Genomic DNA, 15998 nt, shown 5'->3' on the forward strand with positions numbered 1-15998 from the left:
GGCCTGGTCATCGGCGATGATCAGTCGACGACCGTGACGTCCTTCCAGAACGCCACCCGGTCCCGGACCATCGCCGCGTCCGGCAACGGCTCGGGATAGAACCAGACCGCGTCGGTGCTGCTCACCCCGGCGTGCTCCAGGGAGAGGTAGGAGGCGGTGCCCTTCCACGGGCAGTACGTGTGGGTGTCGGAGTCCCGCAGGACGTCCTCCCGGAGCGTCGCGCGGGGGAAGTAGTGGTTGCCCTCGACCACCACCGTGTCGTCGCTCTCCGCGATCACCAGGTCGTTCCAGACGGCTCTCGGCATGCCGTCAGCCTAGGCGTCCCGGCCGTCCGTCGCCATCGACGGCCACCGTCGCGTCGAGCAGGTTCGCCCGGACCACCGCACCGGGCTCCGGCCCGGCCTCGACGACGATGGTCCCGTCGGCCGCCCAGATCCCGGAGCGCCCGGCGGCCCGGTCGTACCCCTCTCCGGTGGCCGCGCAGGCGTCAATCATCGCGGCGAGCCACCGGTCGGTGGGGTCCACGACCAGCGTCGGGGGGCCGCCCGCCCCGGTTCCCGGGACGTGACGCGCAGACGAGGACACCAGGTCACGCTACCCGCCGGGGGGCGGCCGCGACGCGCCCGACGGGGCGGGAAATCCTCACTGACCCGGTCGGTGGGAGCTTACAGTGATCGCATGTGTGCGGTGCGTGCCGACTGGTCGATGGACCACGACTACGGCGTGGACCGGCTCCGACGCTCCTACGACTCGGTTCCCCCCGGACAGACCGTCAGGTTGGCCAAGCGGACATCCAACCTGTTCCGCCCCCGCGCCACGCCCCGGACGCCGGGGCTCGACGTCACCGGGCTGGGCGGCGTCCTCGCCGTCGACCCGGTGGCCCGTACCGCCGACGTCCAGGGCATGTGCACGTACGAGAACCTCGTCGAGGCCACCCTGTCGCACGGGTTGATGCCGTTGGTGGTGCCGCAACTGCGCACCATCACCCTCGGCGGGGCGGTGACCGGGCTGGGGATCGAGTCCACCTCCTTCCGACACGGCCTGCCGCACGAGTCCGTACGCGAGATGGACGTCCTGACCGGGGCGGGTGAGATCGTCACCGCCCGCCCCGAGGGGGACCACGCCGACCTCTTCGCCGCCTTCCCCAACTCCCTGGGCAGCCTCGGGTACGCCACCCGGCTGCGCATCGACCTCCAGCCGGTCCGCCGGTTCGTGGCCCTGCGCAACGTCCGGTTCACCGGGTTGACCGAGCTGGTCGAGGCGATCGGCGAGATCACCGGTACCCGGTCGTGGGAGGGGGTGGAGGTCGACGCGATGGACGGGGTGATGTTCAGCCCGGGGGAGGCGTACCTCGTCCTGGGGACCTTCACCGACCGGGCCCGGTCGGTGAGCGACTACACCGGCCAGGCGATCTACTACCGGTCGCTGCGCGAGCGGACCCACGACACCCTGCGCACCCACGACTACCTGTGGCGGTGGGACACCGACTGGTTCTGGTGCTCGGCGGCGTTCGGGGTGCAGCATCCGGTGCTGCGCCGCCTCTGGCCGACCCGGTGGCGGCGCAGCGACGTCTACCACCGGTTGGTCAGGCTGGAACACCGGCACCGGGTGTTCGCCAGGCTGGACCGGATACGCGGCCGGCAGCAGCGGGAACGGGTGGTCCAGGACGTGGAGGTCCCGCTGGAGAACACCGCCGAGTTCCTCCGCTGGTTCGCCCGCACCGTCGGGATGAGCCCGGTGTGGCTCTGCCCGCTGCGGCTGCGGGAACCGTCGGGGCCGGGCTCCGCCCGCGCCTGGCCGCTGTACCCGCTGCGGCCGGGACGCAGCTACGTCAACGTCGGCTTCTGGGGGAGCGTGCCGATCGCACCGGGGGCCGCCGACGGTGCCGTCAACAGGGCGGTCGAGCAGGCGGTGGCGCAGGCGGGGGGCCACAAGTCGCTCTACTCCGACGCCTACTACGACCGGGAGTCCTTCGACAGGCTCTACGGCGGCGCGGCCTGGCGCGCCGTCCGCAACCGGTACGACCCGCAGCATCGGCTCACTGGACTGTACGAGAAGGCGGTGGCACGACGATGAGCCTGACCGATCGAGAACCGGGTACGGCGAGCATCCCGCCCGAACCGTCACCAGTCACCCGTCGTTCTCGGACGACCGTCGCCGACGTCGTCCGGGCACTCACCGAGGGGGTGCCGCCGATCCGCATCACCGGGTACGACGGCACCGGGGTCGGCCCCGCAGACAGCGGCATCACCCTGACGGTCCGGTCCGAACGGGGACTGTCGTACCTGATCACCGCCCCCGGGGACCTGGGCCTGGCCCGGGCGTACGTCAGCGGTGACCTCGTTCTGGACGGGGTCCACCCGGGGGATCCGTACGAGGCGTTGCGGCTGCTCAAGGACGAACTCCGGGTACGCACCCCGGCGGTGACCGAGATGGTGGAGCTGGTCCGTCGACTCGGGTGGGAACGGCTGCTGCCCCCGACGCCGCCTCCGCAGGAGGCGCTACCCCGGTGGCGGCGGCTGATGGGCGGACTGCGTCACTCCCGGTCCCGGGACAGCACCGCCATCTCCCACCACTACGACGTCTCCAACGCCTTCTACGAACGGGTGCTCGGCCCGTCGATGACGTACACCTGCGCGGTGTTCCGCTCCGGGCAGGACACCCTGGAGCAGGCCCAGGCGGCCAAGTACGACCTGGTCGCGCAGAAGCTCGGGCTGCGGTCGGGGATGCGGCTGCTCGACGTCGGCTGCGGGTGGGGCGGGATGGTCAGGCACGCCGCCCGCGAGTACGGCGTCCGGGCGTTGGGGGTGACCCTGTCGGCGGCCCAGGCGCAGTGGGCTCGGGCGGCCATCGAACGGGAGGGGCTGGCCGGACTCGCCGAGGTACGCCACCTGGACTACCGGGACGCCCCCCGGGAACGGTTCGACGCGGTCTCCTCGATCGGGTTGACCGAGCACGTCGGGGTGCGTAACTACCCCGGCTACTTCGTGGCGCTGCGCGACCGGCTCCGTCCCGAGGGGCGGCTGCTCAACCACTGCATCACCCGGGCCGACAACCGGGCACCGCACCGGTCGGGTGCCTTCATCGACAGGTACGTCTTCCCGGACGGGGAACTGGCCGGTCCGGGGCGGCTGATCGGCGAGATCCACGACGTCGGGTTTGAGGTGCAGCACGAGGAGAACCTGCGCCGCCACTACGCGCTGACCCTGGCCGCCTGGGGTCGGAACCTGGTGGCGAACTGGGGGGACTGCGTCGGCGAGGTGGGGGCGGGCACCGCCAGGGTGTGGGGTCTCTACATGGCCGGTTCCCGCCTGGCCTTCGAGCGCAACGGCATCCAGTTGCACCAGGTCCTGGCCACCCGGACCGGTCCGGACGGACGGAGTCGCCACCCGCTGCGCCCCGACTGGACCCCCTGACCCGGGTGGGGTGACGGTCCGCTGACCGACGAGATCGACACCCCACACGGCGAGGACCGGTTCCGTGAGTTCCTCGGTCGACTCGCCGCCGAACTTCACGCCCCCCGCGACGAGTAAGCACCGCCCGGGGCGGGTACATGCGGGCGATGACCCGGTTCCTGTGCTGGCTGATCGGCCGGCCGTGTCCGCCCGAGCCGGCACCGGTGCACTCGGTGCCCCGTCCGCCCTGTACCCCGGGCCGACGGTCTCGTCGCCGGACCCGCCGACCCCGGGCCGGCGACCGGCTGCCGCGTTCCCCCTGGAACCGCTCCCCGGAGCGGTAGCCGCCTTCCCCGGGCGACCTCACGACCGTAGGGTGGGTTCGATCCACATAGGTCACGAGGAGTCGTGTTGCGCATCCAACCGGCAGTGGTGCTGGTCGTCGTCCTGGTGTCCGCCGTCCTCCTGCCGATGTCGGTGACCGGTGTCTCGGTCGCCCTGCCGGAGATCGGCCCCGACCTCTCCGCCGACCTCGCCTCGGTGCAGTGGGTGGCGACCGCCTGACCCTGCTGGCCCAGCCCAGGTTCGTGGGCATCCTGACCGCGGCAGCCGCCGTCGCGGTCGTCGTGGTGCCGATGGTGGTCTACCTCCCGTCGTACCTGACCGGGGTGGTCGGGATGGCACCGGGCGCGGCGGGGGCGACGACCTTCCTGATCACCGCCCCGGCCCTGGTCCTGCCGTTGGCAGGGGCGGTGGTCCTGCGGTGGTTCCCCGACCGGGCGGTGATCGTCGCCGCCGTGTTGGCGGTCTGCGTCGGGGCGGCCGGGGCCACCGTGATCGGGCCGGACAGCACCACCCTCGGACTGGCCCTGCCGCTGCTCACCATGGGGGTGGGGATCGGCCTGTCGATGGGGTTGCTCGACCGGCTGGGGGTCGGCAGCGTCGGACCGACCCGGGCGGCCACCGGTTCCGGCCTGGTCACCACCGCCCGGATGGTCTCCGAGACGATAGGCATCGCGGTGGTCGGCTCGGTCCTGGCCGGCACCACCGGCGGTCGGCTCACCGACCCCGGGTTCACCGGTGGCCTCCGGGCGGTCCTCTGGACGATGGCCGGGGTGACCGTGGTCGCCGCAGTCGTCGTCGCCGCCCTGGTCCGCCACCGGGAACCGTCCCACCCCGCGCCGAAGCCGCCGGTGTCCGCCGGAATCTGACTGTCGTCGCCGCACCGTTCCGGGCCGGGTGGGGCAGCGACGGCTATCGTGGCGGATCATGCGGAGCACCGAGCAGCGACTTGCCGAGATCCGGGGTGGGGTTCCACCCCGGCGGCACAACGCCCGTACGATCGCCGCGCTGACCGGCAACCCCGGTTGCACCCGCCGGGCCGTCCTGGACGGCGCCGGGGTGGACAAGACCGTACTGGCCCAGCGGGTCGGTTTCCCCGCCCGGTTCGGGCAGAGCCGGTTCGCCATCACCCGGGGCAACGCCTTCGAGGCGCAGCTCAAGGCCGACGGCGGGACGGTGCTGCTGCGGCTGGTCGCCGAGCGGCTGGGGGTGCCCGTCCCGGACCGGGCCACCTGGACCGACCTGGGCGACGACGCGGACCGCCGGACCGACAGGCACGAACGCTCCGCCGACAGTCTCCTCGCGGCGGCCCGTCCCCAGACGGACACCGCCGCGCTGTTCGACCATCCGCTGCTCGGGCTGGTGGTGGCCGGGCAGCGGGTCCACCTGGAACCCGACCTGGTCGCCGCGCGCCTCGCCGGACGCTGGCACGTCGTCGAGATCAAGTCGTTCCCGGTGGTCGACGGGCAGGCCGACCCGGGGAAGGTGGCCGCCGCCGCCATCCAGTCCGCCGTCTACGTGCTGGCCCTGCGGGACCTGCTGACCGCCGCCGGGCACGACGCCGAACTGGTCAGCACCGACGTGGTCCTGGTCTGCCCGCGTGACTTCGGCAACCAACCGGTCGCCAGCCTGGTCGACGTCCGCAAGCAGCTGCTGGTGCTGCGTCGGCAGTTGGACCGGATGGACCGGATCGACACGGTGCTGGCCGGGGTGCCTGTCGACTTCACCGCAGACCCGGAGGCCGACCCGACGGTGGTCACCGCCGCCCTGCGCCGGGTCGACGCCCGGTACGCCCCCGAGTGCCTGGCCAGTTGCGAGCTGGCGTACTTCTGTCGGGACGAGACCCGGGGGCAGACCGGTGCGCTCGGCCGCCCGGTCCGGGAGGCGCTCGGCGGGGTGGCCACCGTCGGGGAGGTCCTCGCCCTGGCCGCCGGGGAGCAGACCGGGGGACCGGAGCAGGCCGAGGCCGCCGCGCTGCTGCGGTCCGCCGCCCGGTTGCGCGCCGACGCCCTCGCCGCCGGCCCCGCATGAGTACGCTGCGGGCGCTCGCCCGAGCGCAGGCCCTCGCCGCCGGGCGGGCCCAGCCGGTGGCGACCGTACGGCACCTGCACCTGGCCGAGCGTCCCCTGGTGGTGGTGCCGTTGACGATGGCCGGTGAGGCGAACGCCCCGCTCGCCGCCCTGGTCGGCGCCGCACCCGACGAGGCGCGGCTGTTGACAGTCGCCCAGCCCCGTAACCGCGACCAGCGCCTCCGGTTCGTGTCCGAGCTGGCCGAGATCGTGCTGCCCTACCTCGACGAGTACCGGGGCGCGACCGAGGCCGTCCCGGTGGACCGGGGTCGCGACGTCCGGCACCGGTACGTCGACGCCCCGCAGGTGGTGGTCCCCAACCCGGCGGGGGTGACGTTCCTGCGGCTGCTGGGCCGGGCGATCCGGTTCCGGCGGGTCGACGGCGACCATCCGGTGCCCCCGTCGGTGCCGCTGCTCGGGCAGTGGCTGACGTTCTTCGCGGAGCGCGCCGAGCATCCCGGTTCCGCCACCACGGTGGCGTTGACCGAGGCGCTGAGTCTGCACTGGGCCACCGGACAGTCGGTGATGGAGGATCTGCACCTGCCCGCCCTGCTCGGCTGGATCGACCCGCCGCCCGGTCAGGACGGACCCACTGCGGCGGCCCTCGCCGAGGACCCGGACCGGTGCCCCCCGGCGGGACCGACCACCGACCCGGAGTTCGACAACAGGGTCCTAGCCCCGGCCATGGCCGCGTACGACGCCGCCGTGGACGACCCCCGGGCCCGGGCGGCGGCGTACGCGCACCTCACCGGGCTGCTCCGCGGTCAGCTCGCGCCGACCTGGGACCTGGTGTGGCGGGGGCTGTCGCTGCTGCGCACCCTGCCCGCCGGGGCGCGGGTGGCAGCCCGGTTCACCGGGGACCGGGACTCCTTCACCGGCTACTGCGAGCACGTCGACGCCGGGGGTGGGCCGCAGCCCAGCCGGGACGGTGCGGTGGCCGCCGCCGCCCGCCTGCACCGCCTGGAACGGGCCCTGACGTCGTACGCCGTCCAGCGCGCCTACGACGACCCGCTGGTGATGGCCGAGTACCGGCTGACCGGGGAGGCGTTCGTCGGGGAGGTGACCCTCGCCGACCCGCACCGGATCGACGACACCGGCAAGCGGCCGGTGCTGCGCCCCCGGATCCAGGTGGTCACCGAGGAGTCCGTGGCGGTGCCGGTGGGGGCCGTCCTCTACTCCCCGACCCGCCCGGGGCAGAAGGCCCGGGCGGTCTACCTGACCCGGACCGACTCCGGGACCGAGGTGGTGCTGGAACTCTCCGGTGGGATGGGGCGGGGCCGGACGGCCGCGCCGGGGACGGTGCCCGAGGTGGGGGAACGGCTCTGCTACACCACCCTGACCGACACCTTCCTGCCCGCTGCGGCGTTCCCCGCACCGGAGGAGACCCCGTGGACCCACGGCGGTCCGCCTGTCACATCGGCGGCTCCGACGGCTGGGGTTCCGGTGGAAGGTCCGGGGCGAGTCGGCGCAACGCGGTGAAGGTGGGCAGCAGCGCGTCGTACAGCTCCTCGTGCAGGGGGAGCAGGGACGCGTAGGTGGCTGCGGCGGCCGGGACCGGGTGGACCGTCTCGGCGATCTCGACCAGGTCGGCGGCCACGTCGATCGACTCGATCAGGTTCAGGGCCTGCATGCCGAGCAGGGCCGCGCCGAAGCCGGAGCCCTCGTGTCCGGCGGGGAACCGGATCGGCATCCCGAGCACGTCGGCGAGCATCTGCCGCCACAGGGGACTGCGGGCGAACCCGCCGCTGGCCCGAACCTCGCGGATCTCGTTCCCGGCGGCCTGGACCGAGCGCAGCACCAGGGCGAGCTGCTGGCACACCCCTTCCAGGGCGGCCCGGACCAGATGTTCCCGCCGGTGGCCGTGGGTCAGTCCGACGTACGCCCCGCGCGGCAGCGAACTCCAGTGCGGGGCCCGCTCGCTGAGCAGGTACGGCAGCATGACCAGTCCGCCGGATCCGACCGGGGCGCGGGCGGCCAGCGCGAGCAGTTCCTCCTCGGTGGGGCGGCCGTTGGTGGTGGGGTGGCCGTCGGGGTCCCCGTTGGCGGTGCCGGTCAGCTCGGGGGCGAGGGCGTCCCCGGCCCACCCGAGGACGATCCCGCCGTTGTTGACGGCACCCCCGACGACCCACCGGTCCTCGGTCAGGGCGTAACAGAACACCCCGCCGAGCGGGTCGACGGCGGGCCGTTCGACCATCACCCGGAGCGCCCCGCTGGTGCCGATGGAACAGGCGAGGACGCCGGGCCGGACCGCCCCGAGGCCCAGGTTGGCCAGGGGGCCGTCCCCGGCTCCGACCACCACCGGGGTGTCGACGGGCAGGCCGGTGGCCCGGGCCGCCTCCGGGGTGAGACCGGGCAGCACTGTGGTGGTGGGAACCAGCCGGGGCAGGTGTCCGCCGGTGATCCCGGCGATGTCCAGGGCCTGGGAGTCCCAGGCCAGGCGGTGGATGTCGAGCAGACCGGTGGCGGAGGCCAACGAGTGGTCGGTGACCAGGTCGCCGCAGAGGCGGAGCAGGATCAGGTCCTTGATGCCCACCCAGTGGGCGACCCGGGCGTGCAGGTCCGGGTTCTGTTCGGCGTACCAGACGAGTTTCGGCAGTGGTGCCATCGGGTGGAGCGGGGTGCCGGTCCGTTGGTGCAGGGCCAGCCCGGTCACCGCGGCCCGCAGCCGTTCGGCCTGCCGTCCGGCCCGGGAGTCGGCCCAGGTGACCACCGGGGTGAGCGGTTCGCCGTCGGCGTCGAGCCCGATCAGGCTGTGCAGCGCCGAGCTGAACGACAGGCCGGCGACGGGGCGGTCCAACCCGGACACCACGGTCCGGACGGTCTCCAGCACTGCGGCGTGGATCAGGTCGGGGTCCTGTTCGGCCCGGCCGGGGAACGGGGCGTCGAGCGGGTATCCCACCGAGTGCGTGCCGAGGGGGCGCCCCCGGGTGTCGTAGGCGACGGCCTTGGTGCTGGTGGTGCCGATGTCGACGCCGACCACCACCGGCCGGTGGTCCCCGGTCCCCAGCTGCCGGGCGTTTCCGGGGTCCACCACGTACTCCCACTCTCGACGTCGGTGCCGGTGCGTCGGTCAGCGCCGGTCGTGGGGTGACGTTACCGATTCGTCGCCGCCTGCACCATGTGGGCAGGTCGGGCGGGTTGCCGGTGTCGCGGCCCCCGGTCTGGCGGACACTCCGGTCTCGCGGACCATCCCCCGAAGAGTCAGCTTTGTCGACTATGTGTCCAATTGAAGGGTCCATGCCCGGTAGCTCCGGGCGAGTCGCCTCGTTGATCAGGCTGACACCCCGGGTTGCGCGGCTAAGGAGTCGGCGTGGCGATGTCTGATTCGACGGGTACCTGGCGTTACCAGTGGGCGTACCGGCAGAACGAGCGGCTGCGTCGGGCGTACCGGGCAGCCGAGCAGGAGTGGCGGCGGCGCGACGAGGAGCTGCGACGGATGCGGGTCGCGGCGGCCGGGTTCGGTGCCGGGGTCCCCGGCCGGGCCGGTCTCCCCCTGGCTGTGGAGAGTGACGAGATCGTGCACTGGGCCGGGCCCGCCGCGCGGCTGGTCGAGATGCGGCACGCCGTCGTCCTCCCCGCCCCCGAGTTGACGGTTCCGGTCGCCGGGGCCGCCCTGCGTCCGCGCCGCCGGGAGGGGACCCGGGTGCTCGACACCGGGCTTGCCGTGATCACCAGCCGCCGACTGGTCCTGCTCGGCGGCCGGGGGCGGCGCGACTGGGCGTACGGGCGGATGACCGGACTGGCTCACGACCCGGTCGCCTCGGTCACCCTCCTCCAGGTGCTCGACCGGCGACGCGCCTCCGGGCTGCTCCTGCCGTCGGCCACCGCCACCGAGTTCCGGTTCACCCTCACCCTGGCCTTCGCCGAGGCGATCGAGCAGCGTCCGACGGTCCTCGCCCAGCTCGACGATCTGATCGCCGAGCACGCCCAGGTTCGGCCGTTCCGGCCGGAGATCGCCACCCCCGCCCAGGCCCGGTTCACCGCCCGGGTTCCGGGTGGGCGACGTACCGTCGCGGTGGCCGCCGCCGGTGCGATGCTGGTCCCCGCCGTCCTGATCGGCTCCGACCCACCGGGGACCGGCGGTGACCAGGTCGCTGTCGCGGCCACCCCGGAGGCCGAGGTGGCCGCCGTCGCCCCGGCGGGGCCGGCGGCGGCGTCCGCCCGACCCCGCTCGCCCAAGCCCCGCCGGATCACCGGGTCGAGCCCGTCGCCGCGGGACCGCTTCTGCGGCGCACCCCGCAACCCCTTCGGGTACGACTACTGCGGCCAGGGGGAACGGATCGAGGAACCCGACGAGCTGCTGTGCTCGTGGTTCACCTGCGGTCAGGACTTCTGGGAGGGGAAGGGCTACCTGGTGCAGTGCCGAGACGGCGCTGTCACCCTCGACGGTGGTCGGCCCGACGCCTGCGCCCACCACCAGGGGGTCCGCCGCACCGTCCGACTCTGAGGTCGACGGGTCAGGCCGGTGGGCCGGGTCGGTGCGCCAGCACCAGGTCGGCCAGGCGGCGCAGGGCCGGCGCGGCGGCGAGGAGTTCCCGCCGATCCGGCTCGGGCAACCCCGCCAGCCCGGCGGCGAGCAGGTCACTGCGGTGCCGTCGGTACGCCGCCATCCGCCCGACGGCCTGTTCGGTGAGGGTCAGCCGGGCGAGCCGACGGTCGGCCGGATCCCGGTCCCGGCGCAGGAGTCCGGCGGCGGTCAACTCCCCGATCAGGGTGCTGACGGTGTTCGGGGCGATCCCCAACCCCTCGGCCACCTCCTTCACCCCGATTCCGGGCCGCCGCTGGACCAGGCGGAGCACCTCCACCTGGGCGTCGGGCAGCGCGATGTTGCCGGAGCGTTGGGTGGCGGCCCGACGCAGCACCCGTTGCAGGTCGCCGAGGGCGCTGCCGAGCTGTTCCACGGTCTCGTCGTCAGTCGTCACGTCACTCATCTCACATCGCAACAACTCTGACCACAGAGCTATCGTGTCCGGGACCAGCACCGTACCCGGAGGGACCAGCATGTCCACCATCGCGCCAGCCGCCCCACGGGTCACCCCACCCACCGGTCGGTCCGGCGCCGCCCTCGTCGTCCTGCTCGGCCTGATGACCGCCGTCGGCCCCCTCTCCCTGGACATGTACCTCCCGGCCTTCCCGGAGATGACCCGCGACCTCGAAGCCGGGGCCGCACAGATCCAGATCTCCCTGACCACCTGCATGGTCGGGATGGCCGCCGGTCAACTCGTCACCGGCCCCCTCAGCGACCGGTGGGGCCGACGCACCCCCGCCCTCGTCGGCCTCGCCGGGTACGCCCTGCTCTCCCTGGTCTGCGCCTTCGCCCCCTCCGCCGGCGCGCTCGCCGCCCTCCGGTTCGGGCAGGGCTTCGCCGGTGGGATCGGTGTCGTCGTCGCCCGAGCCGTCGTCCGCGACCTCTACAGCGGGCGGGACGCCGCCAAGTACTTCTCCCGGCTCATCCTGGTCTTCGGGGTCGCCCCGGTGGCCGCCCCCGCCATCGGCAGCCTGGTGCTGAAGGTCGGCTCCTGGCGTGCCATCTTCGTCACCCTCGCCGTGATCGGCGCGCTGCTCACCCTCGCCGTCGCCCGGTGGCTGCCGGAGACCCTCCCCGCCACCCGGCGCAACACCGGCGGCCTGACCGCCCTCGGCCGCACCGTCGGATCCCTGCTCACCGACCGGGTCTACATCGGGTACGCCCTCACCCAGGGACTCGCCTTCGCCAGCCTCTTCGCCTACATCTCCGGGTCGTCCTTCGTCGTGCAGGACGTATTCGGCCTGTCGATGACCGTCTTCGCGGTCATCTTCGGCGTCAACGCCCTCGGACTGGTCGCGATGGGACAGGCCAACGTCCGACTCCTCGACCGGTTCAGCCCGCGTACCCTGCTCGTCGGCACCCTCGTGGTCAGCAGCGTCGCCGCCCTGACCACCCTCACCGGGGTTCTCACCGGCCTCGTCGCCCTGGTCCTGGTGGCGCTCTTCTTCTTCGTCAGCTCGCTGGGGATGGTGATGCCCAACGGGACCGCCCTGGCCCTGGACCGGCACGCCGCCCACGCCGGGACCGCCGCCGCCCTGCTCGGCGCGATCCAGTCGGTGATCGGGGCGGTCGCCGCACCCCTGGTCGGGCTCGGCGGGGAGGGCACCGCCCTACCGATGGCTGTGGTCATGTGCGTCGCCGCCGGGCTCTCCCTCACCGTCGTCCTCACCCTGGCCCGTTCCCGCCGTCCGGCCGCCGGCTGACCGACGCGCGGGCTCCCCGGCTGCCCGACGCGCGGGGCTGACCGACGTGCGGGGCTGCCCGACGCGCGGGGTCGCCGGGTGACCGACTTGCGGGGTCGGCGCATCATGGCATCGTGATCAACCGCGCAGGCACCCGACGCAGCAGGAAACGGGACGGCTGTAGCACCTGGAGCTGCGAGGGGTGCGACTGCGGGCCCTTCGCGTTCCTGCTGACACTCGGTGCCGCCGCCGCCCGGATCAGCCCGGCACCGCTGGCCGACCGGGCGGGTCGGGCGGCCATCCTCGCCTACCGACGCCGGCTCTCGCACCGCTGGCCCGGCCGGTGCCGCTACACCCCCACGTGCAGCGGGTACGGCCTCACAGCAGTGCAACGGTACGGTCTGGCAGTGGGCGGTCGGATGGCCGCCGACCGGTTGCGGCGTTGCACGCCCGACGTGCCCGTCGGCACCCGCGACCCGCTCCGCTGACCGCCCGCCTGGCGGCGGCGTCGCCGGAACGACGCCGAGGGGCCCCACCGATTCCGGTGGGGCCCCTCTTCGCCGCGCAGCTGCTCTAGGAGAGCGTCTGCAGGTAGTCCGGGTTGGCCTTCAGCCACTCCTCGACGGCCTTCTCCTCGTCACCCTTGTGGGTGTTGAACATCAGGTCTTCCAGGGTGGCGAGCTGGTCGCTGTCCAGCTTGAACTTGTTCAGCATCGCGGTGACCTCGGGGAAGTCGTCGCCGAAGCCGAGCCGGCCCAGGTTGTGGATCTGCTCGGCCTGACCCAGGGTGCCCTTCGGGTCGGTGAGGTCCTTCAGGTCGTACTTCGCGTACGCCCAGTGCGGGTGCCACAGGGTCACCACGATCGGCCGCTCCGCCTTGATCGCCCCGTCGAGCGCCGCCAGCATGGCGGGGGTGGAGGACGTCTTCAGCCGCATCTTGCCGTCGAGGCCGTACTGCGGGATGACCTCCTCCTGGGTGGCCTTGGTCAGCCCGGCGCCCGGCTCGATCCCGACGATCTCCCCGTTGAAGGTGCCCGCCTTGTCGGCCAGGTCCTCCAGCGAGTTGACGTCCTGCACGTAGGAGGGCACCGCGATGCTGAGGCTCGCGCCGTCGTACCAGCTGCCGAGCTTCTCCAGCTTGTCGCCGTACCGCTCCATGTAGGAGGCGTGGGTCAGCGGCTGCCAGCTGTCCAGGAACAGGTCGATGTCACCGTTGGCGAGACCCCCGTAGACCAGACCGGCCTCCAGGTTCTTCAGCTCGACCTCGTAGCCCTTCTCGGTCAGGATGTTCTGCCACAGGTACGACACGGCGATCGCCTCGTCCCAGGCCATGTACCCGATGGTGATCTTCTTCTTGGCGTCGTCGCCGGAGCCACCGGCCTCCGAGTCGCTGCCGCAGGCGGCGGCACCCAGCGCCAGGGTGGCGGCCATCGCCACGGCGAGGACTCGCTTCATGTTTCTGAACACAGTTGTCCTTCCTCTGTATCGGTGTGCCGGCGCAGCCGCGTACGCGGAAGAAGGGACGCCGGCGGGAGGGCGACGGTCAGTGGGCCTCCCGCGCGAGGCGTTGCGCCCGCGCGGAGGGGAACCTGTCACCCACGGAGTCGGTGATCCGGTCGAGCACCACAGCGAGGGTCACGACGGCGATCCCGCCCTCGAAACCGCTGCCGACCTGGACCTGGGAGAGCGCGAACATGATCACGTCGCCGAGGCCACCGGCGCCGACCATCCCGGCGATCACCACCATCGACAGCGCCAGCATGATGACCTGGTTGACCCCGGTCATGATGGTGGGCAACGCCAACGGCAGCTTGGTCCGCAGGAGCACCATCCACGGCGGCGCGCCGAACGACTCGGCCGCCTGGACGATCTCCTTGTCGACCTGACGCAGCCCCAGCGCCGTCAACCGGACCCCCGGCGGCATGCTGAACACCAGGGTGGCCAGGACCCCCGGCACCGTCCCGATGCCGAAGAAGAAGATCGCCGGGATGAGGTAGACGAACGCCGGCATGGTCTGCATCAGGTCCAGCACCGGTCGGGCTACCGCGGCGGCCCGCCGGTTCTCGGCGACCAGGACCCCCAACGGGATCGCCAGGAGCAACGCCAGGGTGCTGGCCACGAGGACCTGGGCGAGCGTGCTCATGGTCTCCGACCAGTACGGCATCCCCGCCACCAGGCCCAGACCGACAGCGGTGCCGAGGGCGAACTTCCATCCCCGCAGCCACCACCCGAGCCCGGCGAAGACCGCGACGATCACCACCGCCGGTACGCCGGTGAGCAGGTCGTTGAGGGGCTGGACCAGGGTGTCGACCAGGGTGGCCACCCCTTCGAAGACCGGCCCGAGGGTGCTGGTCGCCCAGTCGACGGCGGACTCGGTCCAGGTGCCCAACGGGATCCGGGGCAGCCAACCGTCCAGCGGTGACTGGTTCACACTCACTGCTGCTCTCCCTTGGTGGTCCCCACGAGCTGCACGTCGTCCTGCGCCGGGTCGGTAGCGGATCCGTCGGTCGTGGTCGCGTCGACGGTCGCCTCGTCGACGGTCGCCGCGACGGAGGGCGTGTCGTCGATCGGGGCCGTCGGCTCGGGCGCGGCGGCGGCCAGGGCGGTGAGGAGGGTGATCCGGGGGATCACACCGGCCAGCCGACCACGGTCGTCGAGGACTGCCACCGGGTGCTGGCTCGCCGCCGAGTCGCCGAAGAGGTCGGCCAGTGCGGTGTCCGCGCTGACGCTGCGGACCTGCTCGGTCGAGACGTACCCGTCGAGGGTCTGGCGGCCCTCGCGCAGTGCCAGGGAGACCTCGTCCTCGGTGACGGTGCCGAGGAACTTCTTGCCCGGCCCGGTCACGTAGACCACCGAGGTCTGGTTCTCCCGCAGGGCCTTGGTGGCGACCCGAGGGCCGGCGCTGACGTCCAGGACGCTCTGTGCCTTCTCCATCACCGAGGAGGCGGTGAGGATCCGGGTCCGGTCGACGTCGGCGACGAACTGGGCGACGTACCCGTTGGCCGGGTCGGTGAGGATCTCCTCGGCGGTGCCGATCTGGACGATCCGGCCGTCGCGCATCACAGCGATCCGGTCACCGAGGCGCATCGCCTCGTTGAGGTCGTGGGTGATGAAGATGATCGTCTTGCCCAGCTCGGCCTGCAGCTCCAGGAGCTGGTCCTGGATCTCCCGACGGATCAGCGGGTCCAGCGCCGAGAACGCCTCGTCCATCAGCAGGACGTCGGTGTCGGCAGCGAGCGCCCGCGCCAACCCCACCCGCTGCCGCATCCCACCGGAGAGGTGGTGGGGGAGGCTGTCCGCCCACTCTTCGAGGCCCACCATCCGCAGGGCCTCCATGGCCCGCTCCCGCCGCCGGGCCTTCGGCAGCCGGGCGACCTCCAGGGCGTACCCGGCGTTCTCCGCGACCGTGCGGTGCGGCATGAGCGCGAAGTGCTGGAAGACCATGCTGATCTTCTCCCGGCGCAGCTTGCGCAGGGCCGCCGGCTTGAGGGTGGTCAGCTCGACCCCGTCGATCTCGACGCTGCCCCGGGTGGGGCGGACCAGGCCGTTGAGCATCCGGATCAGTGTCGACTTCCCGGAACCGGACAGGCCCATCACCACGAAGATCTCGCCGGGGCGAACCTCGAAGGTCGCGTCGATCACGGCGGCGGTGGCCGAGAGCCCGGTCAGGGCCTCGGCGCGGGGCTGCCCGTCGGCCAGGCGGTCGACCGCCTCGTCGGCCCGGCTACCGAACACCTTGTAGAGCGACTTCACTGCGAGCGCAGACACGGTCCTCTCTCCGACGGGAGCCGGTGGCCAGTCACGCCAGGGCACCCATCTTCACGTCTCGTCCATGCGATATCGGCATCGGTTTATTCAGTGATTCATCTGGACCGGTTGGTGAAGGTACCGACGCTATCGCGGTAAATCCAGTCGGTCCAGGGTCAAACGTGTCGCTCGACACAGAATCGATGGCGCATCGGTATCGATTCGGGACGTACGA

Annotated in this window: 15 protein-coding genes and 1 pseudogene; 9 read left to right on the top strand and 7 right to left on the bottom strand. The window is 72.6% G+C overall.

Features of this window, described 5'->3' with window-relative positions; all coding sequences use genetic code 11:
- Positions 1-20: 20 nt before the first annotated feature.
- The gene (locus ABT336_RS08850; RefSeq protein ID WP_350895940.1) at positions 21-305 is read right to left on the bottom strand and encodes a DUF427 domain-containing protein; all 285 of its coding nucleotides are present in this window, start codon (positions 303-305) and stop codon (positions 21-23) included.
- A gap of 4 nt (positions 306-309) precedes the next feature.
- Positions 310-585: a hypothetical protein gene (locus ABT336_RS08855; protein WP_350895941.1), complete on the bottom strand. Its 276-nt coding sequence runs from the start codon at positions 583-585 to the stop codon at positions 310-312.
- A gap of 93 nt (positions 586-678) precedes the next feature.
- Between ABT336_RS08855 and ABT336_RS08860 the strand changes: the two genes are divergently transcribed.
- The 6 genes and pseudogenes from ABT336_RS08860 to ABT336_RS08885 all read left to right on the top strand — a co-directional run bounded on the left by ABT336_RS08860 (position 679) and on the right by ABT336_RS08885 (position 7285).
- A complete protein-coding gene (locus tag ABT336_RS08860; protein ID WP_350895942.1) occupies positions 679-2076 on the top strand; it encodes an FAD-binding oxidoreductase in 1398 nt (465 codons plus the stop codon).
- On the top strand, positions 2073-3416 hold the full coding sequence (locus tag ABT336_RS08865) for a class I SAM-dependent methyltransferase (protein WP_350895943.1): 1344 nt from the start codon (positions 2073-2075) through the stop codon (positions 3414-3416). Before ABT336_RS08860 ends, ABT336_RS08865 begins: the two co-directional genes overlap by 4 nt.
- Positions 3417-3806: 390 nt before the next feature.
- On the top strand, positions 3807-3959 hold the full coding sequence (locus ABT336_RS08870; protein WP_350895944.1) for a hypothetical protein: 153 nt from the start codon (positions 3807-3809) through the stop codon (positions 3957-3959).
- Positions 3956-4606, top strand: a pseudogene (locus ABT336_RS08875) (MFS transporter); the annotation flags it as partial. The gene ABT336_RS08870 and the pseudogene ABT336_RS08875, both read left to right, overlap by 4 nt.
- Before the next feature lie 58 nt (positions 4607-4664).
- Positions 4665-5768, top strand: a complete 1104-nt coding sequence (locus ABT336_RS08880; protein WP_350895945.1) for a hypothetical protein — start codon at positions 4665-4667, stop codon at positions 5766-5768.
- The gene (locus ABT336_RS08885; protein WP_350895946.1) at positions 5765-7285 is read left to right on the top strand and encodes a hypothetical protein; all 1521 of its coding nucleotides are present in this window, start codon (positions 5765-5767) and stop codon (positions 7283-7285) included. The genes ABT336_RS08880 and ABT336_RS08885 overlap by 4 nt, the downstream gene beginning before the upstream one ends.
- Here the strand turns inward: ABT336_RS08885 and ABT336_RS08890 are convergent.
- A complete protein-coding gene (locus ABT336_RS08890) occupies positions 7218-8837 on the bottom strand; it encodes a gluconokinase (RefSeq protein ID WP_350895947.1) in 1620 nt (539 codons plus the stop codon). The genes ABT336_RS08885 and ABT336_RS08890 overlap by 68 nt on opposite strands.
- Positions 8838-9116: 279 nt before the next feature.
- Here ABT336_RS08890 and ABT336_RS08895 point away from each other — a divergent pair, with 279 nt between their 5' ends.
- Positions 9117-10253: a hypothetical protein gene (locus tag ABT336_RS08895; RefSeq protein WP_350895948.1), complete on the top strand. Its 1137-nt coding sequence runs from the start codon at positions 9117-9119 to the stop codon at positions 10251-10253.
- A 10-nt stretch (positions 10254-10263) separates the two neighbouring features.
- Here ABT336_RS08895 and ABT336_RS08900 read toward each other — a convergent pair whose 3' ends face one another.
- The gene (locus ABT336_RS08900; RefSeq protein ID WP_502891141.1) at positions 10264-10728 is read right to left on the bottom strand and encodes a MarR family winged helix-turn-helix transcriptional regulator; all 465 of its coding nucleotides are present in this window, start codon (positions 10726-10728) and stop codon (positions 10264-10266) included.
- A 79-nt stretch (positions 10729-10807) separates the two neighbouring features.
- Between ABT336_RS08900 and ABT336_RS08905 the strand changes: the two genes are divergently transcribed.
- Positions 10808-12037 (top strand): multidrug effflux MFS transporter, encoded by a 1230-nt coding sequence (locus ABT336_RS08905; RefSeq protein ID WP_350895950.1) that lies wholly within the window; start codon positions 10808-10810, stop codon positions 12035-12037.
- Positions 12038-12150: 113 nt separating this feature from the next.
- A complete protein-coding gene (yidD, locus tag ABT336_RS08910) occupies positions 12151-12504 on the top strand; it encodes a membrane protein insertion efficiency factor YidD (RefSeq protein WP_350895951.1) in 354 nt (117 codons plus the stop codon).
- Positions 12505-12589: 85 nt separating this feature from the next.
- Here yidD and ABT336_RS08915 read toward each other — a convergent pair whose 3' ends face one another.
- From ABT336_RS08915 to ABT336_RS08925, 3 genes are all read right to left on the bottom strand, one after another.
- Positions 12590-13471, bottom strand: coding sequence for a glycine betaine ABC transporter substrate-binding protein (locus ABT336_RS08915; protein ID WP_350895977.1), 882 nt, complete (start codon positions 13469-13471; stop codon positions 12590-12592).
- 88 nt (positions 13472-13559) lie between these two features.
- Positions 13560-14453, bottom strand: coding sequence for an ABC transporter permease (locus tag ABT336_RS08920; RefSeq protein ID WP_350895952.1), 894 nt, complete (start codon positions 14451-14453; stop codon positions 13560-13562).
- Positions 14450-15784: a quaternary amine ABC transporter ATP-binding protein gene (locus ABT336_RS08925; RefSeq protein WP_350895953.1), complete on the bottom strand. Its 1335-nt coding sequence runs from the start codon at positions 15782-15784 to the stop codon at positions 14450-14452. Before ABT336_RS08925 ends, ABT336_RS08920 begins: the two co-directional genes overlap by 4 nt.
- Between the last annotated feature and the right edge of the window lie 214 nt (positions 15785-15998).

Origin of the sequence: Micromonospora sp. NPDC000207, from assembly GCF_040300925.1 — a bacterium.
Lineage (GTDB): Bacteria > Actinomycetota > Actinomycetes > Mycobacteriales > Micromonosporaceae > Micromonospora.

What these genes read in the sequence shown, in the direction of transcription:
- ABT336_RS08850 (WP_350895940.1), bottom strand. Translation starts at nt 305, where the DNA reads ATGCCGAGAGCCGTCTGGAACGACCTGGTGATCGCGGAGAGCGACGAC.
- ABT336_RS08860 (WP_350895942.1), top strand. Translation starts at nt 679, where the DNA reads ATGTGTGCGGTGCGTGCCGACTGGTCGATGGACCACGACTACGGCGTG.
- ABT336_RS08865 (WP_350895943.1), top strand. Translation starts at nt 2,073, where the DNA reads ATGAGCCTGACCGATCGAGAACCGGGTACGGCGAGCATCCCGCCCGAA.
- ABT336_RS08880 (WP_350895945.1), top strand. Translation starts at nt 4,665, where the DNA reads ATGCGGAGCACCGAGCAGCGACTTGCCGAGATCCGGGGTGGGGTTCCA.
- ABT336_RS08885 (WP_350895946.1), top strand. Translation starts at nt 5,765, where the DNA reads ATGAGTACGCTGCGGGCGCTCGCCCGAGCGCAGGCCCTCGCCGCCGGG.
- ABT336_RS08905 (WP_350895950.1), top strand. Translation starts at nt 10,808, where the DNA reads ATGTCCACCATCGCGCCAGCCGCCCCACGGGTCACCCCACCCACCGGT.
- ABT336_RS08915 (WP_350895977.1), bottom strand. Translation starts at nt 13,471, where the DNA reads ATGAAGCGAGTCCTCGCCGTGGCGATGGCCGCCACCCTGGCGCTGGGT.